Source organism: Vibrio sp. ED004 (genome assembly GCF_023206395.1).
In the GTDB taxonomy this organism is placed as follows: domain Bacteria; phylum Pseudomonadota; class Gammaproteobacteria; order Enterobacterales; family Vibrionaceae; genus Vibrio.
In genome coordinates, this window is sequence record NZ_CP066150.1 from 1,748,334 (window position 1) to 1,771,574 (window position 23,241).

The window sequence follows — 23,241 nt, forward strand, 5'->3', positions numbered from 1 at the left end:
ATTTTGATTTAAAGACAAAAAAGCCAGTAAGTTCGTTACTGGCTTTTCGATGTATTACTGATGATTGGGCTTTACTGCCCTTTCAACGTCTTCTTCAAATTCTGCATGAAGTTTCTGAAGTGAGGCATGAAATCAACAAACAGAGGATGTTTTCTATCTTGCATCATCAATGGGCCTAGCAAGCGAATGCTCACTCCTAGTCGCGCTGCTGATTGCTCGTCTAAGCCGCTGTCTTGTCTGATCTTCTCAACAATCGCGAACATATTTTCTCTGTCTTCAATTTCAAACTGCATGGTTTGCAGTTCACGATCTTCTTTGATGTTCACTTCTTCAATAATGATACGGTAGTTATTGTGTTTGCCTGTGAATGCTTTCATGTGGATCTCCTAAAATGCTTAAAAAGTGTTTTGGTTAGCTCTTCATGAATCGTTCGAGCTTAGGTTTAACCGTCATCGACATTACGACCATGATCGCAAGGCCAATGGGAAGTGCGGCAATAAATCCATTAAACCATCCACTGGTAAACGCCGATGTATCCGAAAATCCAATGTTATTTGCCGCTGTTACAAATGCCATGATGGACTCCATGATAAACGCCATAATCAATCCCACGATTAGGTTGCGAGCTTTCTCGCCGTAATTGGGTAATACCTTGGCGACCAACTTAGTCACTAAAGTCATCATTACCATGCCAATTGGCATCATAATCACGACAACTAGAGCTAACGAAGAGAGCCAGTTGCCGATGAATGCCTCACCAAATCCGACATTCATGTAGGTCATCACGGCCGTTAAGCTGCCGCCAATGGTTAGCATTAAGCTCATCATGACCATAATTTTGTATAAAACGGGTGTGCCTTTTTGCTCAGGAAGAGTTGGCGTTAGTGTTGCTTGAATCGTCATATCTATTTCCTGTCTTGAATTTACGAACAATTAAGTTGATAATGTCAACTATAAATACAGTAGTTGATATTGTCAACTACTTTTCTGAGGATCGTTTATGTCTGATAACACATCGCTAGAATCCATCTTTCGCTTAGTGCACTCTTTGAAACGTCAAATGAGCGAACAGATTGAGAGCTTGGATTCTGAGATCGCACCCATGAACATTCGTGTCATGAAGATCATCACCAAGAAGTCTCCATGTACGGCTATCGATATCGCGCACTTCTTAAATCGCGATAAAGCACAGGTCACGAGATTAGTTAACGCCTTGATCAATCAAGAGCTTGTGAAGAAGTCTCCAAACCCAGAAGACAAGCGTAGCCAGTTATTGGTTCTGACCGATAAGGGTGAAGAGATCATGGGTAAGGTCTCGAATATTGATCGAGAGATGCTGCAGAGAATGACCAAAGGCATGGCCGAAGATGAGCTAGAACAGTTCCGAAAAATCGCCAACAAAATGGCTAAGAATCTGGAAAGTTGCTCTAAGTAGAAGAAGACCTTTCGAACAAGTCACTCGTTTCAAAAAGCAAAAACGCCACCGAATCCTACGATCGGTGGCGTTTTGTGTATGAGCTGGGTTTGTACTGTTTAGCGGTTTAGCTATATCTAGCTTGATACAAGCTCTAATTCGATGCCAGTTTCCACCAAGCTTGAACTGGTACTGGTTCTGAAATGACGAGTCGTTCACCCATCACAGGGCTCACCATCTGTACATCTCGCTCCTTGCTTATCGCGAGAGCTTGTTCCATTGGGTCTTGCCAGTCATGCATAGAAAGATCAAAGGTGCTGTTGTGGATTGGCATCATCACCTTGCCTTGAAGGTCAATGTGCGCTTGAACGCTCTGCTCTGGGAACATATGAATATCGGCCCAAAGCGAGTTGTACGCGCCCGTTTCTACCATGGTTAAATCAAACGGTCCGAAACGCTCACCAATCTCTTTAAAGCCATTGAAATAACCAGAGTCACCACTAAAGAATACTTTTTTGTCTGAAGCATTAATCACCCAGCTACCCCATAGGGTTTGGTCACGGTCAAGCAAGCCACGGCCAGAGAAGTGCTGTGTCGGCGTCAAGGTGAACTCGATATCTGAGGCTGTTGCCGATTCCCACCAGTTCAACTCAATGATCTTTTCTTTATCCACGCCCCACTTTTCCAGTAGTGCACCGACTCTGAGTGGCACCAAAAACGTACCCACTTTGTCGGCTAATACCTTTACGGCACCTTTATCTAAATGGTCGTAATGGTCGTGGCTGATCACCACCACATCAATATCAGGCAGTTCTTGCAGTGAGATTGGCGTTGGGTGGAAGCGCTTTGGCCCCATCCATTGAACTGGCGATGCACGGTCACTGAACACAGGGTCGGTCATCACGAGCTTGCCATCCAGCTTCATCATCACACTTGAGTGACCTAAGCGGTACGCAACGTCTTCTTGCTCTTCGATCAATTGCTCAGCTGTCATCGGCATTAAAGGCAATGCTGCGCGTGGCACTGGCTCATTCCTTTCCACGGTTACATACGCTTTCAAGATTGAAAAAATATCAGACATGCCCGATTTGTACTCTAACTCACTGTTAGCAAACTTCTTTGGAAGCTTATCTAGATTGTCATTTGATTGTGAACCTGTGCTTACGATAGCGACCACGGCAAGTACTCCTAAAATCGGTAATAGATATTTTTTCATTGGTATCTCTTCAACCGTTGGGAAAGACCCAACCCAAAAACTACACTGGCTAGTTTACATACCAAAAAACAAAAGTAAACCAGTGAGTGTAATTTTGTTTTATCTAAACGTGGGCGTGCCAAAACCGATTTTGGAAAAACCGACTTTGGAGAGGAGTTACTCTATTTGGTAGGCAAGGTTAGTCAGCAGACCATACATTCTTGAAGTCGGGCCATCCCCAGTTGGTGATGGCGACGTTTTTCAAGATGCCTTGGAAACGCACGGTTTGTAGGTGGTGGAACATTGGTACTAACCAATAATCAGAGATCAATGTCGATGCGATAGGCTCTAGTTCTGCTAGGTAATTGGGTAGTTCAACCGACGCTTTGTGATGATCTAAACGTTGCTTGAGCCAGTCGCTGTTCATGTCTCCTAGTGCAGAGTGCAAAACAGGATCATTCATCAACCACGAGAACAGTGAAGATGGCGCATTGTCGTCTAAGTTTAAGTTACACAGCACCAAGTCTTCTTTTAAATCGCCACTCTGCGATAACTGCGCCAGTTCGCGAAAGCTGTAGGTATTCACTTCAACTTCCACTCCATATCGTTTGAGGATGTCTGATACACAGATGGCACAACGATAGAGCGCGTAATAATTGTAAACGGCAATGCTCATCTTCTTGGGCATTTCCGTCTCTTTCGAAGGGGTTCGATACAGTTTCTGCCAACTTGGTAGTATGTTCTGAGCTAAAGACACACTAAACAAGCCTTGATTTTGTTCTAATTGAGACAAAATAGCTTGTGGGTTTGCAAGCCCAGAAACGTACTTACGCTGCTCGTCGCTTAACGGGTTCGTCGCTGAGTTTTGATTGAACAGGATAAACAAACAACCATCTTCAACTCGGCTACGAAGACCATCGGTTTCCGCAGACACAAGTTCTACGTCACTTTTCCCTAACTGGTGAAAACAAGATGAGTCTTCATAAGGTGACACCTGCATCTGGCTGTCGTCGAAGCGAGCACTGCCCGTCATAGACTCTTCGAACTGCCAAATGGTCACTTCATCCGTTAAAGAGCGACAACCATAATAGTGCTCAAATGCAGCAAGCTTGATACGTTCATTATTGGTTTCGACCACTTTGAACGGGCCTGTGCCCACCACCGCGTGAGACACGGAGCTTAATGGTGATGGCTCACGGGTCACTTGCGCTGCGGGTTGAATCGAATACTTAACGCCAGCCAACAAGCCCGCGAAGCCGGTGTCTGCTTTGGTGAGTTGGAAGCTGATCCTTAACGGCTGCTCACTGTAAACCGAAGCAACATGAGCTAACTCTGTTTGATAGAAAGGTAAGGTTTGCAAGGCTGAAAACAGCGAGACTAACTGTTTAGCATCAACTGGCTGTCCATCGTGGAAGGTTAGTCCGGGGCGCAAATAAAAGGTCCAAACCAACTTCTCAGCATCATATTCCCAATGGTGCGCTAACTCAGGCTTCAACTCGCCTTTGCCATTACAAGTGACGAGGCAACTGAATACTTGCCTGATCAAAAATCGTTCACTACTGCGGTGAATATGGTGTGGGAACAGGTCTTCAAACTTACGTTTATAGGTTAATTGGACATGTAGCAGCCCTTCACGCATTGTCGCGCCCGAGGTTTCTTGAAGGAGAGAACCAAATATTGCGCGGTCATTGTCTAGAATCGAGAGGGCTTTTTCGTATTTGCCCTGCTCTATCAATTTGCCAGCAACATGTTGCGTCAGCTCTTGGTTGCTAAAGCGTAAGATCAGGTTAGATCGTTGATTCCTGCCAACTTTTGGTTCCCACACCACCCATTCAGCTTGATGCATCTTACCTAACAAGGTTCGAGCGTGACGCAAACTGGTGAACAGCTTGTCTGCGACTTCAGTTAAGGTCACCGAATGTGAGAGATTAGGCTCGAACGAATCCAGCCTTGTGTAGTAACGCATCATGTTTAGATCAGACAAATAATGAACCTTTTTAGAAACAACCCTTCCTGATTAAGCCCATTATAAAACACATCGACCAAAAAGTAGCGCTAAAAGACAAAAACAGGAACAACTTACTAAAATTCCATCTGTTTATTACTTCCTATTAAACAACCATAATTAATGAGTCAGCAGGGAGCGTCGAGTTCCCACCAAAGCCTAATACAAGAGAAGTAATCATCATGAGAAAATACTATCTTAATAAGTTAAAAAGCACCTGTAGCAAGCTCGAAAGAGAAGCACTACGAACACTTATAGAGCTATGTAACTGGCGTTATTAGTACACTTTTTAGCACCGAGTTAACGCGAGTTGAGCACAACCTAATATGCTCCTACCCCCAATATGAGTTAGGTCTCAACTCGCTTTTCCAATCCAAATCCCCTCTCAAGCCTGTTGTACCAATAGCTCACACATTCGATAAATTTCTGTTGTCGACTCGACAAATTTAATTCGTTTTCTTAGTTAAACGAAAAGCCTTAAGGTTCGCCCCGAAGCAAGCAAGGAGCCTCAGAAAAAACTGAAAGCTCAGCTAACAACTAATTTATTTGCAGTTACCAATCAGGTATTAACTAAGGAAACGCCATGCGTATCGCAATTCTTTCTCGCAACGAAAATCTATACTCTACTTCTCGCTTAAAAGCGGCTGGAGAAGCACGTGGTCACCAGGTCGATGTTATCGACACGCTGCACTGTGATATAGATATCGCGAGTAACAATCCGAAGATTCGCTACATGGGTGAAGAGCTACCTCAATACGATGCTGTTATTCCACGTATTGGCGCTTCCATTACCTTTTACGGAACTGCGGTTGTTCGCCAATTCGAAATGATGGGCACTTTTTGTATCAACGAGTCAGTAGCAATCAGTCGTTCTCGCGACAAACTGCGCTCACTACAACTGTTGTCTCGTAAAGGTATTGGCTTACCAAAAACAGGTTTCGCTAGCCGCCCAGACAAGATTCAAGACTTGATAAAAAACGTAGGTGGCGCGCCACTGGTTATCAAGCTTCTTGAAGGCACTCAAGGTATCGGCGTTGTTCTAGCAGAAACAAACAAAGCAGCAGAAAGCGTTATCGAAGCGTTCATGGGCCTAAAAGCGAACATCTTGGTTCAAGAGTTCATTGAAGAAGCAAATGGCGCAGACATCCGTTGTTTTGTTGTTGGCAATAAAGTTATCGCAGCAATGAAGCGTCAAGCTGGTGAGGGTGAATTCCGCTCTAACCTGCACCGTGGCGGTACAGCTCAACTGGTTAAACTATCTAAAGAAGAGCGCGCTACAGCGATCAACGCGGCGAAAATCATGGGGCTAAACCTATGTGGTGTAGATATTCTACAATCTAAGAATGGCCCAGTGGTAATGGAAGTGAACTCTTCTCCAGGCCTAGAAGGTATCGAGAAAGCGACGGGTAAAGATGTAGCAGACATGATTTTCGAATTCATCGAGAAAAATGCAAAACCAAACGCTAACCGTACTCGTGGCAAAGGCTGATTAAACGCCGTTAACTCATGATTGGAAATAACATGAACAATAAAATGATCATAGGGAATACTGAAGCACTTTGCTTACCAGAGTTAGGGATAACTGGACTACATACACGTGTTGATACAGGGGCTAAAACCTCTTCTCTACACGTAGACAATCTACTATGTGTAAAAACAGACGGTGAGAACTTCGTGGAATTCGATCTTCACCCAGATGTGTACCACCTAGAAGAGACAGTGCGCTGCAAGGCGAAGCTGAAAACAAGCAAGAAAATCAAATCATCTAACGGCGAAGTTGAACACCGTTGTGTGATTGAAACCATGCTAAAAATCGGCGGTCAGGAATGGCCTATCGATATCACGCTAAGCAACCGTCAAGATATGACTTATATGATGTTGCTTGGTCGTCAAGGCATGAGTGACAAAGTGATTGTCGACCCAGCGGGTGAATTCCTGCTGACTCACTAATCCGAGTCATCGTAACCTCTCCACAGGTTATAACTAAAGCTAGTCACAACGATATAAGGCCAGTCTCATGACTGGCCTTATTGCATTCTATTCTTTAATTTCTATTTTCTGCTTTTACTTTGGGTTTATCTATTTCTTGGATTTACCATGAGACTGAAAACCAAAACGCCAAATCGATAACAGCAGTTTCTTGGCTTTGATTTTGGTTACCCGCCAATGCGTCACAGGTCTTCTTGGAGCGCTCATCAATAAGTGCTCAAAGGCTGTCTGACTAAAATCGACTTGCCCTCCATGCGCCACCAGCAAGGTATCCAGCTGCATGTCATAGATACGAGATACTGACTCTCGGTACTTATTAGGATGAAAGATAGGGAAAGGCGGAATCAGTTTCTTTTTCACTTCCACCATTAGGTCTGCCACATAAGCAACACTGTGAGATGGGCAATAAACAGAGAGATCTCTGTCAGTGTGCCCCGGTGTTTCTAGAACCAACCAATCATCAAAACCCGGAATACTCTCACCATCCGACAGCTTGTAGTCCGGCTTTAACTTCCTCGAATACCATAGGTTTGCTTTAGGCTTCCCTAAGCGATTCGCCATCCATCGTGCCAGCGCCAGATCCGTCAAATGCATCAAGATACCATCAATACCGTGATACCAGTCTTTGTCTCGGTTTGCTGCCACCAAGTAACAGTTCGTTAGCTTTCTGAGCTTATGCGCTGCTCCTGCGTGATCAGGATGCATGTGTGTCACCAAAACCGTGTGTAGATCAGAAAAATCACGCATAAGCTCGGTTTCAATGAAAGTCTTCAAATGCGGGATGTCGGCTCGACATGCGCCATCAAGCAACAGTAATTTGTCTGGGTACTCCACCAAGTAGATCTCTTGGATGTAACCTTTAATGGTATGCAGCTGCAAACCCACTCCTTGTGATAAACCAACTGGTCAGACCTATACCATAGCAAATCCAATTTCAATTGTGATCATTTTGTTAACACAACAACCTGAAACCGGATAGAGAACTCGAATCAAGATTTCTATTGGTATCCACAACGTTTCTCAACTCAACTCAGAACAATGGGAACACATTCCAAAGATGCTCATCTATTTCATCCGATATTTTTCAGCATTATCGAATGCCCTCAGTGCCGTAAACCTTGCTCTATAGGCCTTGCGATTCAAGCTGCCAATACCATTTATCGTGACGACAAAACATGTGATTTGTTGACCTGAGTTATTAGGACTATATATGCGCCTCTAATTTATTGTCTGAGTGCTATACATGAACCAATTAATCGATGCTCTTTCTACCCAAGGTTATTTCGTTTGGGATGACTTCTTAACTCAAGAAGAAGTGGTGGCATTGAGGGATTGCATTCCAGAGAACTGGAAAAAGGCTAGGATTGGCCGTAACGATGACGTAGCGCGAGAAGCGACGATTCGTAGTGACAAAATTCAGTGGGTACGCCGTGACATGGGCGAACCAGCATCTCTGTTCCTAGACAAAATGGAACAAATTCGTTTAGAAGCAAACCAAGCGTTCTTTTTAGGTTTGTTTGAATACGAAGCGCACTTCGCGAAATACGAAAAAGGTGACTTCTACCAGAAGCACTTAGACTGCTTTAAAGGCAATGAGAACCGCCGCCTGACCACTGTGTTCTACATGAATGACGAATGGTCTGAGGAAGATGCAGGTGAACTTGTGGTTTACGACTTGAAAGACAATCATATCGCGACCATTCCACCAAAGTCAGGCCGCTTATTTGTGTTCTTATCTGAACAGTTCCCACACGAGGTACTGCCGACAAACACAGAGCGATTCAGTATTGCTGGTTGGTTCCGTATTAACGGCGTGAAAGACAACCAACTCGATATCGCACACTAAAACAAAGCAGATTGTTACAAGCTCTAGCTCATTCAAAGCCTCTCATTCGAGAGGCTTTTTTATTGAACGAACATTGAACAACAAACCTCTTAAAAACCACACGTAATAAATATCAAAACCATCAATAACTTTTCTCTTAAATCAAATCGAAATGAATCTTTCATAGCAGTGAAACGGTTTAGCCACGTAAGTGAAATACGCCCTGTTCAAGATAGCTTAAAACGACACCCCTACCGTCTCGTTAACACACTCATCCAATACCTCGACATCGATTTCATCCAAAAGGAAACGAAGATGAATAAGCTAATTTTGGCAGGCGTTCTTTCTGCAACAGCAGCAATGCCAGCGTTCGCAACGACTCAAGTCACTTGGTGGCACGCAATGGGCGGCCAACTTGGAGAAACCGTAAACAAAATTGCGACCGACTTTAATGCGTCACAAGATGATTACGAGATCACGCCAATCTACAAAGGTTCATACACAGAGACCTTAACAGCAGGTATCGCGGCATACCGAGCAGGTGAAGCACCCAATATTCTACAAGTTTTCGATGCTGGCGCAGCAACCATCATGAATGCGAAAGGCGTCGCGAAACCGGTACAGGATATTTTGGTTGAGTCGGGCTACAACTTTAATTCAAACGACTACCTAGCCGGCGTTCGTAACTTCTATGCAGACAACCAAGGCAAGATGGTTGGTATGCCTTTCAACAGTTCGACACCAGTTCTTTACTACAACAAAGACCTTCTCGCGGAAGTCGGTGCTGACGCGCCCAAAACTTATGAAGAACTAGAAGTCGTTGCTAAAAAGCTGAAGACAGAAGGACACATCGCGTTTTCTCAATCTCTGACGCCGTGGATTATGTTCGAGAACTTTAAATCTCGCCACAATCTTCCGGTCGCGGACCAAAACAACGGCTACGATGGCTTATCCACTAAGATCATGTTCAACACCAAAGACATGATGATGCACGTTAGCAAGATGAAAGAGTGGTCAGACCTAGGTTACTACAAGTATTACGGCAGCGACTGGGATGCAAACCAAACCCCTTTCGAGCGCCAAGAAGTGGCAATGTGGATGGGTTCTTCAGGCTCATTCGGTGGCTTACGTAACCGCGTACCTTTCGAATTAGGCACAACATACCTTCCATACTGGAAATCGGTTAACCCAGATGCTGGCTTAACCTTCATTGGTGGTGCGGCTCTGTTTGCACTCAATGGCCATGACCAACAACAAGACAAAGGTGTCGCAGCGTTCTTTGATTACCTAACTAAGCCTGAAACTCAGGTTTATTGGCATAAGACCACTGGCTATGTACCTGTCACAACCGCTGCATATGACCTAGCGAAAGAGTCTGGCTATTACAACGAACAACCAGACGCAGAAGTGGGCGTCAAGCAGTTAAGCCTAGAATCGGGCGAATGGACTAAGGGTTACCGCTTAGGTTACTACCCTCAGATTCGTGAAGTAATGCATCGTGAATTCGACAACATCTTCTCTGACCGCTCTAGCGTCGAGAACAGCCTCAATAAAGTCGAAGATGAGAGCAGCAAACTGCTGAAACGCTTCGCTCGTACAATGAACTAATTTAGCTTTTTAACCAAAGCAGATTACTGGGCTAAAGGCTTAACAACCCAAAGCTGTTCATTGCTCCTCAACACTTGTCACTGCGTCATTAAAACGTAACTGCAAGGTGTGAGGAGATTCTTCACTCACGCCATTTCTTGCTCCAAAAACTACAACTCAATTGGAAGCATGCCTTGTTATAGCGCGATTGGTCACGAAAACTAACAGTGGTTCAAGCCACTCATTTTGGGATTACCCTGTGGAACGACGTCAGCAATTCTTTCACTCTCCGCTGCCTTACCTATTTTTGGCGCCTCAGATACTCATCATTGCGGTTTTCTTTATCTACCCTGCAGCAAAGGCGGTTTACCTTTCCTTTATGCTGGAAGACCCTTGGGGCACCTCTTCGCTCTTCGTGTGGTTCGAAAACTATCAAATGCTATTTGAATCGAGCGAGTATCTAAGCTCGATTGGTTTCACCTTAATGTTCGCAATCGTGGTCTCTTTTTTATCGCTTGCCTTAGCGCTGCTGCTCGCCGTAAAAGCCGACAACATCATTCATGGACAAGGGGCTTACAAAGTCACCCTCACTTGGGTATATGCCGTTGCTCCCGCGATTGCAGGCGTTATCGGAGCTTTCCTGTTTAACCCGCACATTGGCGTGTTCACGGAGATATTTGCAGTGGTGGGTTGGGATTTCAGCTTCCAGACCGATCCTGTGGATGCCACGTTGGCTCTGATATTGGTGTCGGTGTGGAAACAAGTTTCGGTGAATTTCATCTACTTTCTGGCTGGGCTTCAATCGATCTCTTACGCCGTAAAAGAAGCGGCGATGCTGGATTGCGTCAGCGACTCAAAACGTTTCTGGACCATTACTTTCCCGCTACTCGCGCCAACTGGATTTTTCCTACTGGTCATCAACCTCACCTACTCGTTCTTTGAAACCTTTGGCGTAATCGACACCATGACCAATGGCGGCCCGGGTGGCGGCACTACGTCGTTAGTGTACAAGGTGTATCGAGATGGGTTTGTTGGCGCAGATTTGGGTGGCAGCTCTGCGCAATCAGTTGTGTTGTTGCTACTGGTGCTCACTCTTACATTTATCCAGTTTCGCGTTGTAGAAAAGCGTGTTCATTACTAGCCGACTACAGCTAGGTTTTAACGCGACAGGAGTTATTTATGAAAAGTAATAAGGTCTCTGACCACCTAATTTTAATTGCTGGGATGCTGTTTATGTTAGTCCCTATCTGGCTAATCTTCGCCAGCTCAACGCATAACCCGAACACCATTGTCAGCGAAGGCCTGCAATGGCTTCCAGGCGATAACTTTACGGCCATTTATAGCGAAGCTTGGAACAAAAGCATGGGCTTCAGTGGCGAAGTCACCGCCAGCAAAATGATCGCCAACTCAATGATCATGGGGTTAGGTTTTGCGATCGGTAAGATCATCATTTCGATGATGGCGGCGTATGCTTTGGTTTATTTTAGACTGCCTTATGCGACAGCTTGGTTCTGGTTGATCTTCGTAACCCTGCTGCTGCCATTAGAAGTGCGCATTATCCCCTCCTATGAAGTTGTCGCAGGGCTTGGGCTGCTTAATAGCTATACAGGATTGATTCTACCTCTGATCGCATCCGCCACCGCGACCTTCTTTTTTAGGCAGTTCTTCAAAACCATTCCCGATGAATTATTAGAAGCCGCACAATTAGACAACGCAGGCCCGTTTCGATTCTTTGTCGACATCTTACTGCCACTGTCTAAAACCATGATCGCCGCTATCTTCATCATCATGTTTGTAGTGGGTTGGAACCAATATCTTTGGCCAATCATGATGACCACGGACGAAGGCTACAACACCATCGTGATGGGCATCAAACAAGTACTCAACAACATCAATGAAACCAGTTTACCGCGCTACGACTATGTTTTTGCCATGGTGATTTTAGCCATGTTGCCACCCGTTTTAGTGGTGGTTGTATTTCAGCGTTGGTTTGTAAAAGGGCTAGTAGAAAGTGAAAAATAATAACGACACAAATCAAATGAACGATAACCGCATTCAATCACTCGATGAGTACAAGATGTCTCACCCAGCTTCTCCGCAAAAATCAGAGGACACCCCGATGCCAAAGTTAAAACAAACGTTAGGGCACACCCAAGCCACTCACAACCATACGCACAAAGCAGCTACCATGTTAAGCATCAAAAACTTGGTAAAGACTTATGAGAACGGTCATCGTGCAGTGAAAGATGTCTCGCTTGATATCAAAAAAGGTGAGTTCCTTGTATTGGTTGGTCCTTCGGGCTGCGGCAAGTCTTCAATTCTGCGTTCTATCGCAGGCTTGGAAAGCATCTCTGGCGGTGAGATTCACTTGGGTGGTCGTCGTGTTGATAACGAAAAACCGGCACTGCGTGATATCGCCATGGTCTTTCAGAATTACGCGCTCTACCCTCACATGACGGTGTATAAAAACTTGGCTTATGGTTTAAAAAACCGAGGTGTCAGCCAACATGTGATTGAAGAGAAGATTGAGAAAGTCGCCAAGACACTCAAAATCGAAGAGTACCTAGACCGCAAACCAGCAAAACTTTCTGGTGGCCAACGCCAGCGTGTTGCCATGGGACGTGCGATCGTACGCGACCCTCAACTGTTCCTGTTTGATGAGCCTTTATCTAACCTCGATGCCTCGCTGCGCGCTCACATGAGATTAGAAATCAAAAAGCTACAACGCGAGCTAGGCGTGACCAGTGTTTACGTGACTCACGACCAAGTCGAAGCCATGACACTAGCCGATAGAATCGTGGTTCTCAAAAAAGGTCAGATAAAACAAGTTGGCACACCAAGAGAAGTCTACCACCAGCCTGCCAGTACCTTTGTGGCAAGCTTCATTGGCAGCCCCGCGATGAACTTCTTAACTGCCACGCTCGATGATGGCTATCTTGAAATCGGCGATCAACAAATGTATCTGCCAGAGTACGCTCACGTTAAAGATGCGACTATCACGCTTGGCATTCGCCCTGAACACTCTGAGGTTTGTTCCGAATTGAAGATGAACACCTTGCCTCTCGAACTGCGTATCAGTGTGGTTGAGCCGTTGGGGCCGAATCAATTAGTTCATGGCCTTGTTAACGACCAACCCTTTATCGCCGTCACGCCAGAAACGACACTATGCCAAGTACTGCCGCTCGGATTAAGCATCGATAAATCCAACCTACATATTTTTGATGGCCGCGGGAAGCGTATTCAGCCGAATAACTTCACCTCACAAGAGTTACACGAAGAGACAACAAGCTTAACGACGGCTCTAGCTTAATGGAGTACACTGATATTTAATGCGTTTTTACGGTGCGTCTTTAAGAAGGATTAATTATGTCGTCTATCATCGTAGGTCATCGGGGTGTAGCTGGTACTCACCCGGAAAATACCAAAGCAAGCATTGAACAAGCCGCTAAACTCGGTTTGAAATGGATTGAAGTAGATATTCAGCCAACTCAGGATGATCAACTTGTGGTTTGTCATGACCACACTCTTGAGCGCTGCAGCGATGGCAAAGGGCGTGTTGATGAACATACCCTTGCCGAATTGCGTCAGCTCGATTTTGGTAGTTGGAAGTCTGAGCAATTCGCTGGAGAGAAAATACTGACGTTGGAAGAGTTACTCGCTCTTGTTGAGCAGTACGATCTCAGCGTTAACTTGGAGATCAAAGTCGATAGCCGACACCAAGCACCTCATGTGGTGGATCTGCTGCATTCAGAACTGATTCGTTCAAACCTCGATACCGACCGAGTGCTGCTTTCAAGCTTCAGCCATCAAGTGGTTGCTGAAATGGCTCGTCACCTGCCAAGATATCGCGTTGGTGTGATCACAGAGCAATTAACGCAAGACGATTTACTGCTGATTAATGAAGTAGAAGCGTTCAGCTGCCACATGAATTACGAACACGTGATTCAAAGCGATCTTGATACGCTCAGCGAAGCGAACATTCAAACATGGTGCTACACCGTAAACGATTCATCTCGCTTCGAATTTCTCTCAAATGTGGACGCGGTATTCACTGATTTTCCAAATAAATTCAGCTCGATAAATTGACCCCGCAAATACAATAAAAGTCACCCTGAGAGACTTTAAAATTAACCTCTAGAAACCTCAAAATTAGGTAGCAAACACAAGTGAGTAGGAGTACATTCCGCTACTCACTTGGTTTCATTAGCTCGCTCTATTCAGACAGCTTCATTGGTTACTTAATTTATGGATCTCATTTTTAGTCCAACTTTCCCAATTTTGGGTGCAATCTTCATTTTCGCCGCTATTGTTCGTGGCTTCTCAGGATTCGGTTTCACCTTAGTGGCATTGCCATTAAGTGCGTTGTTCGTGCCTGTTATCGAACTGGTTCCTGTTTTCATGTTGATCGACCTACTCGGCAATGTTCAATTGCTGCCTAAGGTTCGAAAGCACGTTAACTGGCGCTGGGTTTCAAAGGTATTTATCCCTTGTTTTGCCTTCACACCTGTTGGCTTACTTCTGCTTAAATCGGTTAGCCAAGACACGATCATCTTGATCATCAGTGCCTTCATCTTTGCGTCTGCACTCATGATATACAAAGGTTTTCAGTATAAAAGCGAACCAAGATTTGCTCCTTATATTCTAGGCAGCCTTGCTGGGATCATGAATGGCGCGGCGTCGATGTCTGGGCCTCCAGTTGGCACACATGCCTTGGCAAGCCCAGTTGCTCCTCACATTGCTAGAGCTGGCCTGATTGCCTTCTTCGTGTTGGCGGATTCGAGTGCGTTTGTCTCAGCATCCATCGCTGGATTGGTCGATCGTGATGTGGTTTGGCTGACTCTTGTGCTCTTGCCAAGCAGTATGTTTGGCGGCTATGTGGGTTCTAAGTTGTTCGAGAGATTTGGTGGAGAGAAGTTCAAGCCCGTGACTATTGCGCTGCTTATCGTGATTGCTATTTTCAGTGCAGGCCGAGTCTTATTGTAACGAGCTTGATAAAGTTTGAAATCACTCTATGAAAAGAGTTCTGGAAATGGGTGCCAATATCTACCATTCGATGTGGATAGGGGTACCCATTTTTACGAGTTGGATAAACTCATCCATGTCTTGATTAGTTAGTGCAATACAGCCATCGGTCCAATCAAAGCTTTGAATAAAGCTCGGTGAACGACGCTCACCATTTTTGATACCGTGGATTTTGATGTTCCCACCAGGGTCGACATCATTGTTTTCTGCCCACTGTCTATCCGAAGGTTGAGGGTAGTTGATATGTACTGAGCGATAGAAATCCGACTCTTCCATCACATAGTCGAGTTGGTATTCCCCTTCAGGTGTTCGGTTGTCCCCTTCAAAGCGTTTATGCCCTTTTGGTTGCTTGCCGAGTGCAATACGAAACTCCTGAATCACCTCATCCCCTTTCATCAGATACATTCTACGTTTCGACTTATCCACTTTGACTAAGGTAACCACTTGCAGCAATGGATCGATCTCTGGGACATCGTCCGGAACATTATAAAACTGTCGAGATGAGCTTTGAGGTGGGCGCTTTGATGAGCCTTGAGAAAGCTGAGCTACCTGTTTATCTGAATCATGGTTAAGCACATCATCGACAATAATCACATGTTGGGATTTTGAGCCTGATGAAGAGGACGAAGAAGACGTTGATACGCGCTGAGAGTGGGAAGGTGCAGACTCAAACACAATGGTTTCAATCGCGGTCGCGTCAGACACTATTTTTTCAACCACAACCTTTTTCGCTTCCGGTGACGGAACATATTGTGGGGTATCGGTAGCAGATACCGTCACTGAATAAATCAGCGAACTCGATAAAAGCATGCACAGTGTTAAAGGCAAAAAACGACGCACCTTTAGATCTCCTCAAAACTCATGGACATGGTTCGAGACTGAGTTTCCATTCCTAGCGACTCATAGAAACTTTGAGCTTGTTGGTTAAACTCCATCACCTCTAACCTAAGTTCTATCGCACCTCTCGCTTGCGCCCATTGGTTGAACGACTTCATTAATGCGCGCCCAGCTCCTTGGCTCTGAACCTGATCGCTCACCACAATGGTGTTTACCCTTGCCACCTTGTGTGACTGGATAAAACTGACGCCTTTATTCTGCGTGACCTTACCCGCTAAAAAGCCAACCACTTGCTTCTCATCAACCGCAACAAAGAATGCGCCAGTCGGGTCAATCATCAAGCCTAACCAATACTCTTCACTGTCTGCAAAGCTTTGAGAAGGCGGCGCAAACACCATTGGAGCACCAAGATGATGTTGACGGTTTATCTGATCAGAGAGCGCTAAGATCGCGTTAATGTCAGTTACCTTGGCTGTCCGGATTTGCATATCATCACCTTGTTTGAATTCAATAACACCTTAGCAAAAATGGCTTAGTTGTGCACCGTTACACTGGTCGACTCAGACGCTCTGTGAAGGTGGGTTACCAATATTAGGCACTAAGTTTGGGGAAATTGTTCCGTAAATCTCAGGCACATTGCCAGCCTTTGAGTGCTACTATCTCTGCAGAATCAATACACTAACGACTGGACACCTCTATGATTAAGTTCGCTGTAATTGGAACCAATTGGATTACACAAAAATTCGTTCAAGCTGCACATGAATCGCAATCGATGCAGTTGGCTGCGGTTTATTCACGAAACCTAGAGAGCGCTGCGCAATTCGCACTAGAATTTGGTGTTGAAGCCACCTACGATTCACTCGATGCATTAGCCAATGACAGCACGGTCGAAGCTGTGTACATCGCTTCACCAAACTCACTGCACTGCGAACAGTCCATCTTCATGATGGAACACGGTAAGCACGTTATCTGTGAAAAGCCGGTTGCATCAAACATTGATGAAGCAACACGCATGTTCGAAGTCGCTGAGAAAAACGGTGTGGTGTTGTTTGAGGCGTATAAATCTCAATTCCTACCAAACTTTAAGCAAGTCCAACTCGGCCTAGAAAAGATCGGCAAGGTACATAAAGCGCACATCAACTACTGCCAGTATTCATCGCGTTACCAGAAATACCTTAACGGCGAGAACCCAAATACCTTCAACCCAGCTTTCTCTAACGGTTCATTAGTCGATATTGGCTTCTACTGCGTAGCTGCAACGGTTGCTCTGTTTGGTCAGCCAGAAAATGCTCAAGCTTCAGCAAAGCTGCTTGAATCAGGGGTAGATGCACATGGCTGTGCGATCTTCCAATACCCTGAGTTTGACGTGACTCTTGCTCACTCTAAAGTCAGCGACTCTTACGCACCAAGCGAGATCCAGGGTGAACAGGGAGCGATCATCATCGATCACATTGCAGAGTGCACCGACGTTAAGATCCGCTATCGTGATGGTAGCATTGAAAACCTCACTCAAGCACAGAGCGAAAACTCAATGAGCTACGAAGTACAAGCCTTTGCAGGCTGCATTGAAGGTGATAAGGAAACTCAAGCTCAAGCCAAACTGCGAGCTTTAACCGTTGCCAAGTTGATTACAGAGATGCGTCAGCAAGTTGGTGTCGTTTATCCAGCCGATAAATAACATCGTCATTAGGTTAACCAGCTGATTTTTAACAAATACCGATTTATACATAACTAAATTTAATCTTTACGACAAACAACCGGATTAGTCGATTGGGGTACCATCTGTTTAAATCCGCGTTCGATATCTATCGTATTAATTTAATTTATTGAAGGTGTGTAAAGTGTTTTCAGTTGATGATCGCGTTGTAGCAACAAAAGGTGTTGAGCTTGGTGAAATGGTTGTAATTGGCCTAAGTGCTGGTGGCGGCTACGTTCACGTTACAACAGTAGAAGGCGCAATAATGACGCTTACTTACCCTGCAAAAGACCTTAAAAAAGCATAGTTTAACCGCTCCGCTCTTTTAGTAGTCACTCTGCTAAAGGTAACAAAATTGAGGCCTTGGCTGATTCCACTCTTCTGCATTAGAGTGAACAGCCAGGGCCTTTTTTATGCCTGCAATTCCTTAACAGCCTTCCCATTACTTTACTCGTTGCAGTAAAACCGAATCCAACAGACAATAGAATCAATCAAAGAGTATTTACACCAAGTACTTATTGACTGTTGATGCCTACGGTTTATAGATGCTTAGCGTTTATTGACGCTTAGTATTCGCAAGACTTTCTGGTACATTAGCATTATCTTATATTTATAATGACCTGAACTGAGGGAAGCTATGAAGCTTTATATTTACGACCACTGCCCTTTCTGTGCAAGAGTAGCCTACATTGCTCAATCTCTAGGCTTGGACATCGAGCTTGTCTCTGTCGATTATGATGACGCCCAAACGCTTATCGATCTGATCGGTAAAAAAATGGTGCCTGTATTACAAAAAGACGACGGTTCTATCATGGCTGAAAGCCTAGATATCATCGCGTACTTTATGGACTTAAAATCAAGAGACGAGCAACGCGTACCATCAGAGCAAGTCACTGTGTTCCAAACTCGCGCATTCCCACTAAGCCAGCGCATCGGTTTGCCACGTTGGTGGAAACTGGATCTTGCTGAATACCAATCACCAGCAAGCAAAGAAGCGTGGCGTGCAGCCAAAGAGACTGAAGAGCTCAACTTCGATAAGCTGATTGAGCAAACGCCCCAGTTTGTTGAACAGGTTAACCCGCTTCTGAAAGATGCAGAGTTACTTCTGAACCTAGAAAATGGTGAGTCGTCATTGCCTCTTATCGATCAAGCGGTGTACTTCTCTATGTTGCGCGGTTTCTGTGTAGAGCCAAGCATCGCATGGCCACCAGCGCTAGAACGTTGGTTAGAGAAGCAAAGTGAAACGCTAAAGCTCTCTTTACTTCGCTAAAAAGTGTCTTTGATTCGCTAGCGCGATTGCAACGAGCACAAACAAAAAATCGAAGCTCTCAGGTATCTACCCTGTTAGCTTCGATTTTCTATTAGCTGCCCATTATTTCTAACTGACCAAGCCTTTTGTTACGCCAAGCTCTTGTTACACCAAGATCTTGTTACTACAACAGGCGTCTTCTCAAACCAGTTCGCTCCAAGATTCGTGTCGAGATCTCTTCAACCGATAATGAAGACGTGTTGATGTAAGGTATCGCTTCTCGGCGGAACATCGCCTCTACCGTTTGTAGCTCATACAAACATTGCGAATCACTCGCGTATTCACTGCCCGCTAAACGGTTCTCACGAATCTCAGTCAGCCTTTCTGCATCAATGGTTAAGCCAAACAACTTGTGTCGGTAAATCTCGAACTCAGGCAGTAGCTTCAAGCGCGCTAAATCGTCATGGATGAATGGATAGTTCGCTACGCGCAAACCAAACTGCATCGCCATGTACAAGCTTGTTGGTGTCTTACCGCTTCGAGATACACCTAACAAGATGATGTCGGCTTCTTCCAGCCCTTTGAGCGTGATGCCATCATCGTGCGCGAGTGTGTATTCGATCGCAGCTATACGGTCAAAATACTTGACCGAATCCTTATTCACACTGCGTGAGCGTTGCAGTTTAGGCACAGGTGCCATCTGAATATCATCCTGAACCTTTTGAACGATACTCTCCAACACGTCATAACAGTGCGCGGGCGCTTCTAGCAATTTCGCTTTGATATTGGGAATCACAATCGAAAAAAACACCAACGGTTCTAACCCGGTATCGCGATACGAAATTTCGATCTCTTTTAATAAATCAGAAAGTTTGTCCTCACTTTCCACAAACGGAAAGGTTTTTTCATTGGCTTTGAATGGGAATTGACCTAGAACAACATGCCCTAAAGTCTCGCATGTTATGGCCGTTCCATCAGAAACATAGAATACATCACGACTTTGAATATCAATTTGCATTTTTTATTTAATGTTTAAAATTATTTTGAGTAGGATGGGAACCATAATATAGATAATAAAACCCTGCTGACTATTACGTCCCCCACAGCTTTAAAAAATAATTTACATTTTTTTAAACTGACACGTAATCGTTTGCCTTTAAATCCCTACAATGCTTGCTATGTTTCTGGAGAAATAAATGCAAAATAACACCCTATGGTTCAATGGCCTTTCCATGGAAGATGTCGACAAAGTCGGCGGTAAGAATGCTTCACTTGGCGAGATGGTTTCTAACCTAGCCAACGCTGGCGTATCAGTACCTAATGGTTTTGCTACCACATCTTATGCGTTTAATAACTTTCTTGACTACAAAGGTCTTGATGAGCGCATTCACCAACTCCTTGATGAACTTGATGTTGAAGACGTTGACGCACTGCGTAAGACAGGTGCAACGATTCGACAATGGGTTCTAGACGCTCCCTTCCCAGAATCACTAGAGCAAGACATCCGTGATAACTACCGCGAACTGATTGAAGGCAACGAAGAATTGTCTGTTGCGGTTCGTTCATCGGCAACGGCTGAAGACCTTCCAGATGCTTCTTTTGCAGGCCAGCAAGAAACCTTCCTTAACGTGAAAGGTATCGATGCGGTTATCGAAGCGACTAAACACGTGTTCGCTTCTCTGTTTAACGACCGTGCTATCTCTTACCGAGTACACCAAGGCTTTGACCACCGAGGCATTTCATTGTCTGCGGGTATCCAGCGTATGGTTCGCTCAGACAAAGCTTCTTCAGGTGTGATGTTCACGCTTGATACTGAATCAGGCTTCGACCAAGTGGTATTCATCACCTCTTCTTGGGGCCTAGGTGAAATGGTCGTACAAGGCGCGGTGAACCCAGACGAGTTCTACGTTCACAAGCCAATGCTAGAAGCGGGTCACTACCCAGTGGTTAAAAAGACGTTTGGTTCTAAGTTGATCAAGATGATCTACTCAACCAACCAAGAGATCGGCAAGCAAGTTGATATCATCGACACTGATACTCAAGAGCGTAACAAGTTCTCACTGAACGATAAAGAGATCAAAGAACTAGCAAAACAAGCGATGATCATCGAGAAGCACTACCAACGTCCAATGGACATTGAGTGGGCAAAAGATGGCATCGATGGCAAGCTTTACATCGTTCAAGCTCGTCCTGAAACCGTATGTTCTCAAAGCGACCAAAACGTTATCGAGCGTTATGAGCTAAACAACAAGGCAGATGTACTAGTTGAAGGCCGTGCTATCGGTCAACGTATCGGTTCTGGCCCTGTTCGCTTGGTTGATTCTCTAGACCAAATGTCACTGGTTCAAGAAGGCGACGTACTAGTAACCGACATGACAGACCCAGACTGGGAACCTGTGATGAAGAAAGCCTCTGCGATTGTGACTAACCGTGGCGGCCGTACTTGTCACGCAGCGATCATTGCTCGTGAGCTTGGTATCCCTGCAATTGTTGGTTGTGGTACCGCGACAAGCAGCCTGAATGATGGCGACACCGTAACAGTGTCATGTTCAGAAGGCGAAACAGGCTACGTTTACAACGGCGAACTCGACTTTGAGATCAAGCGTTCTGAGGTTGATGAGCTACCAATGCTGCCAACCAAAGTAATGATGAACGTGGGTAACCCTGATCGTGCCTTCGACTTCGCTCAAATCCCGAACGAAGGTGTTGGCCTTGCTCGTCTTGAATTCATCATCAACAAGATGATTGGTATTCACCCTAAAGCTCTGTTGAACTTCGATGAGCAAACTGACGAAATCAAAGCAGAAATCAACCAGCGTATTCGTGGCTACAAAGATCCTATTGATTTCTATGTAAGCAAGCTAACGGAAGGCATCGCGACTATCGCGTCTGCATTCTGGCCTAAGCGTGTGATCGTACGTATGTCTGACTTCAAGTCGAACGAGTACAGCAACCTTGTTGGCGGTAAAACGTTTGAACCACATGAAGAGAACCCAATGCTGGGTTTCCGTGGTGCATCTCGTTACATCTCACCAGTCTTTGAAGACTGTTTCGAGCTTGAAACTCAAGCGCTAAAACGCGTTCGTAACGAGATGGGACTAAAGAACGTTGAAATCATGATCCCATTCGTACGCACTCCAAGTGAAGCGGCATCGGTTATCGACATTCTGGCCAAATTTAACCTTCGTCGTGGCGACCAAGGTCTGAAAGTCATCATGATGTGTGAGCTTCCATCCAATGCGATTTTGGCTGATGAGTTCTTGAAGTACTTCGATGGTTTCTCTATCGGTTCGAACGACATGACGCAGCTGACACTTGGCCTAGACCGAGATTCAGGTGACGTGGCACACTTATTCGATGAGCGTAACCCAGCGGTGAAAGCGATGCTGAAAATGGCCATCGATGCAGCAGCTAAAGCGGGTAAATACGTCGGCATTTGTGGCCAAGGTCCATCTGACCATGATGACCTAGCTGAATGGTTAATGGAGCAAGGCATCAGCTCGGTTTCGTTGAACCCAGATACGGTTATCGACACCTGGTTGAAACTGGGTAACGTAGCAAATAAATAACGCTTCGTGCGATACCTAAACGACAAAAGCCAGTCACGATGAAGTGACCCCGTAAAGTTGGACATTTCTGTTAAGCGGCTTTCAAGGCCTGAGTTCGATATTCCATCGGAGTCAGGCCTTTTAGTTTCACTTTTATACGTTTGGTATTGTAGTACTCGATGTATTCTTTAATTTGCTCTATCAGAGCACCTGCATCTTCAAAGCTTTGGTTGTGATACATCTCTGTTTTGAGTAAAGCAAAAAGTTTTCAGCAACAGCATTATCCAAGCAGTTACCTTTTCTCGACATGCTTTGCGTTAACCCACTCTCCGCTACCTTTTTCTGATAGTGTCGATGACGATATTGCCAACCTTGATCGCTATGTATAATTGGCTTTGAGTTGGGTTTAAGCGTAGATATAGCCTCCGTCAGCATATCCGTGACAAGCGGCAAACAAGCATTTTTGGCCACTCTATAAGCAACCACTTCCTGAGTAAACAAGTCGACAACGGGAGACAAGTATACTTTCTGCTCTTTGACTTTGAACTCCGTGACATCAGTTACCCATTTTTCATCGGGTTGAGTCGCACTAAAATCTCTTTCAAGCACGTTAGGAGCAGTTGTTCCAGACTCACCTCGGTATGAACGATACTTTTTAATCCTGACCGTCGATTTAAGGTTGAGCTGAGCCATAAGCCTTTGAACCGTTTTATGATTGAGCACGAACCCCTGATTTTTTAATTCCAAGTGAATACGGCGGTAGCCGTATCGGCCCTTATGTTCATGATAAATTGACTTTATCAACTGCAGCTCACGTTCGTAGCTATTTGGGCGCTTGCTTGTTTGAGCCTGATAATAAAAGACACTTTTGCCA

22 protein-coding genes and 1 pseudogene are annotated in these 23,241 nt (G+C 45.0%); 14 read left to right on the plus strand and 9 right to left on the minus strand.

Features of this window, described 5'->3' with window-relative positions:
• Positions 1 to 71: 71 nt before the first annotated feature.
• Positions 72 to 377, minus strand: a complete 306-nt coding sequence (locus tag ITG10_RS25170) for a DUF3861 domain-containing protein (RefSeq protein ID WP_017631362.1) — start codon at positions 375 to 377, stop codon at positions 72 to 74.
• A 34-nt stretch (positions 378 to 411) separates the two neighbouring features.
• On the minus strand, positions 412 to 903 hold the full coding sequence (locus ITG10_RS25175) for a DUF2798 domain-containing protein (RefSeq protein WP_017631361.1): 492 nt from the start codon (positions 901 to 903) through the stop codon (positions 412 to 414).
• 97 nt (positions 904 to 1,000) lie between these two features.
• Between ITG10_RS25175 and ITG10_RS25180 the strand changes: the two genes are divergently transcribed.
• On the plus strand, positions 1,001 to 1,435 hold the full coding sequence (locus tag ITG10_RS25180) for a MarR family winged helix-turn-helix transcriptional regulator (RefSeq protein ID WP_017631360.1): 435 nt from the start codon (positions 1,001 to 1,003) through the stop codon (positions 1,433 to 1,435).
• Positions 1,436 to 1,568: 133 nt separating this feature from the next.
• On the opposite strand, the gene ITG10_RS25185 is transcribed toward ITG10_RS25180, so the two are convergent.
• Positions 1,569 to 2,630: an MBL fold metallo-hydrolase gene (locus ITG10_RS25185; protein WP_026084303.1), complete on the minus strand. Its 1,062-nt coding sequence runs from the start codon at positions 2,628 to 2,630 to the stop codon at positions 1,569 to 1,571.
• Positions 2,631 to 2,808: 178 nt separating this feature from the next.
• Positions 2,809 to 4,593, minus strand: a complete 1,785-nt coding sequence (locus ITG10_RS25190; protein ID WP_017631358.1) for an SgrR family transcriptional regulator — start codon at positions 4,591 to 4,593, stop codon at positions 2,809 to 2,811.
• Between the two features lie 604 nt (positions 4,594 to 5,197).
• On the opposite strand from ITG10_RS25190, the gene rimK reads away from it, so the two are divergent.
• Positions 5,198 to 6,103, plus strand: coding sequence for a 30S ribosomal protein S6--L-glutamate ligase (gene rimK, locus ITG10_RS25195; RefSeq protein WP_017631357.1), 906 nt, complete (start codon positions 5,198 to 5,200; stop codon positions 6,101 to 6,103).
• A 32-nt stretch (positions 6,104 to 6,135) separates the two neighbouring features.
• Positions 6,136 to 6,564: a RimK/LysX family protein gene (locus ITG10_RS25200; RefSeq protein WP_017631356.1), complete on the plus strand. Its 429-nt coding sequence runs from the start codon at positions 6,136 to 6,138 to the stop codon at positions 6,562 to 6,564.
• 129 nt (positions 6,565 to 6,693) lie between these two features.
• Here ITG10_RS25200 and ITG10_RS25205 read toward each other — a convergent pair whose 3' ends face one another.
• The gene (locus ITG10_RS25205) at positions 6,694 to 7,482 is read right to left on the minus strand and encodes an MBL fold metallo-hydrolase (RefSeq protein WP_248387004.1); all 789 of its coding nucleotides are present in this window, start codon (positions 7,480 to 7,482) and stop codon (positions 6,694 to 6,696) included.
• 364 nt (positions 7,483 to 7,846) lie between these two features.
• Between ITG10_RS25205 and ITG10_RS25210 the strand changes: the two genes are divergently transcribed.
• The 7 genes from ITG10_RS25210 to ITG10_RS25240 all read left to right on the plus strand — a co-directional run bounded on the left by ITG10_RS25210 (position 7,847) and on the right by ITG10_RS25240 (position 14,998).
• Positions 7,847 to 8,449 carry a 2OG-Fe(II) oxygenase gene (locus ITG10_RS25210; protein ID WP_017629723.1) on the plus strand — a complete coding sequence of 201 codons (603 nt, stop codon included), beginning with the start codon at positions 7,847 to 7,849 and terminating at the stop codon, positions 8,447 to 8,449.
• A gap of 294 nt (positions 8,450 to 8,743) precedes the next feature.
• Complete coding sequence (locus tag ITG10_RS25215; RefSeq protein WP_017629724.1) at positions 8,744 to 10,036, plus strand: extracellular solute-binding protein; 1,293 nt, start codon at positions 8,744 to 8,746, stop codon at positions 10,034 to 10,036.
• A gap of 238 nt (positions 10,037 to 10,274) precedes the next feature.
• The gene (locus ITG10_RS25220; protein ID WP_026084126.1) at positions 10,275 to 11,156 is read left to right on the plus strand and encodes an ABC transporter permease subunit; all 882 of its coding nucleotides are present in this window, start codon (positions 10,275 to 10,277) and stop codon (positions 11,154 to 11,156) included.
• A 38-nt stretch (positions 11,157 to 11,194) separates the two neighbouring features.
• Positions 11,195 to 12,037 carry a sn-glycerol-3-phosphate ABC transporter permease UgpE gene (ugpE, locus tag ITG10_RS25225; RefSeq protein WP_017060566.1) on the plus strand — a complete coding sequence of 281 codons (843 nt, stop codon included), beginning with the start codon at positions 11,195 to 11,197 and terminating at the stop codon, positions 12,035 to 12,037.
• Positions 12,027 to 13,325, plus strand: coding sequence for a sn-glycerol-3-phosphate ABC transporter ATP-binding protein UgpC (ugpC, locus tag ITG10_RS25230; protein ID WP_248387006.1), 1,299 nt, complete (start codon positions 12,027 to 12,029; stop codon positions 13,323 to 13,325). The genes ugpE and ugpC overlap by 11 nt, the downstream gene beginning before the upstream one ends.
• Before the next feature lie 56 nt (positions 13,326 to 13,381).
• Entirely contained in the window at positions 13,382 to 14,101 is a 720-nt protein-coding gene (locus ITG10_RS25235; RefSeq protein WP_017629728.1) for a glycerophosphodiester phosphodiesterase family protein, read from the plus strand.
• A gap of 159 nt (positions 14,102 to 14,260) precedes the next feature.
• Entirely contained in the window at positions 14,261 to 14,998 is a 738-nt protein-coding gene (locus ITG10_RS25240; protein ID WP_017629729.1) for a sulfite exporter TauE/SafE family protein, read from the plus strand.
• A gap of 60 nt (positions 14,999 to 15,058) precedes the next feature.
• Here ITG10_RS25240 and ITG10_RS25245 read toward each other — a convergent pair whose 3' ends face one another.
• Entirely contained in the window at positions 15,059 to 15,877 is an 819-nt protein-coding gene (locus ITG10_RS25245) for a L,D-transpeptidase family protein (protein WP_026084127.1), read from the minus strand.
• Positions 15,878 to 15,879: 2 nt separating this feature from the next.
• Complete coding sequence (locus ITG10_RS25250; protein WP_017629731.1) at positions 15,880 to 16,362, minus strand: GNAT family N-acetyltransferase; 483 nt, start codon at positions 16,360 to 16,362, stop codon at positions 15,880 to 15,882.
• A gap of 209 nt (positions 16,363 to 16,571) precedes the next feature.
• Between ITG10_RS25250 and ITG10_RS25255 the strand changes: the two genes are divergently transcribed.
• The 3 genes from ITG10_RS25255 (at position 16,572) to grxB (ending at position 18,840) form a co-directional block, all read left to right on the plus strand.
• Positions 16,572 to 17,552, plus strand: a complete 981-nt coding sequence (locus tag ITG10_RS25255) for a Gfo/Idh/MocA family oxidoreductase (RefSeq protein WP_248387008.1) — start codon at positions 16,572 to 16,574, stop codon at positions 17,550 to 17,552.
• A 163-nt stretch (positions 17,553 to 17,715) separates the two neighbouring features.
• A complete protein-coding gene (locus tag ITG10_RS25260; RefSeq protein ID WP_009846296.1) occupies positions 17,716 to 17,877 on the plus strand; it encodes a hypothetical protein in 162 nt (53 codons plus the stop codon).
• A gap of 330 nt (positions 17,878 to 18,207) precedes the next feature.
• The gene (gene grxB, locus ITG10_RS25265; RefSeq protein ID WP_017629732.1) at positions 18,208 to 18,840 is read left to right on the plus strand and encodes a glutaredoxin 2; all 633 of its coding nucleotides are present in this window, start codon (positions 18,208 to 18,210) and stop codon (positions 18,838 to 18,840) included.
• Between the two features lie 163 nt (positions 18,841 to 19,003).
• Here the strand turns inward: grxB and ITG10_RS25270 are convergent, their stop codons facing one another.
• A complete protein-coding gene (locus ITG10_RS25270; RefSeq protein ID WP_016799629.1) occupies positions 19,004 to 19,837 on the minus strand; it encodes a pyruvate, water dikinase regulatory protein in 834 nt (277 codons plus the stop codon).
• 178 nt (positions 19,838 to 20,015) lie between these two features.
• On the opposite strand from ITG10_RS25270, the gene ppsA reads away from it, so the two are divergent.
• Positions 20,016 to 22,388, plus strand: coding sequence for a phosphoenolpyruvate synthase (gene ppsA, locus ITG10_RS25275; RefSeq protein ID WP_017629733.1), 2,373 nt, complete (start codon positions 20,016 to 20,018; stop codon positions 22,386 to 22,388).
• 180 nt (positions 22,389 to 22,568) lie between these two features.
• On the opposite strand, the pseudogene ITG10_RS25280 reads toward ppsA, so the two are convergent.
• A pseudogene (locus ITG10_RS25280) lies at positions 22,569 to 23,210 on the minus strand (IS3 family transposase); the annotation flags it as partial.
• Between the last annotated feature and the right edge of the window lie 31 nt (positions 23,211 to 23,241).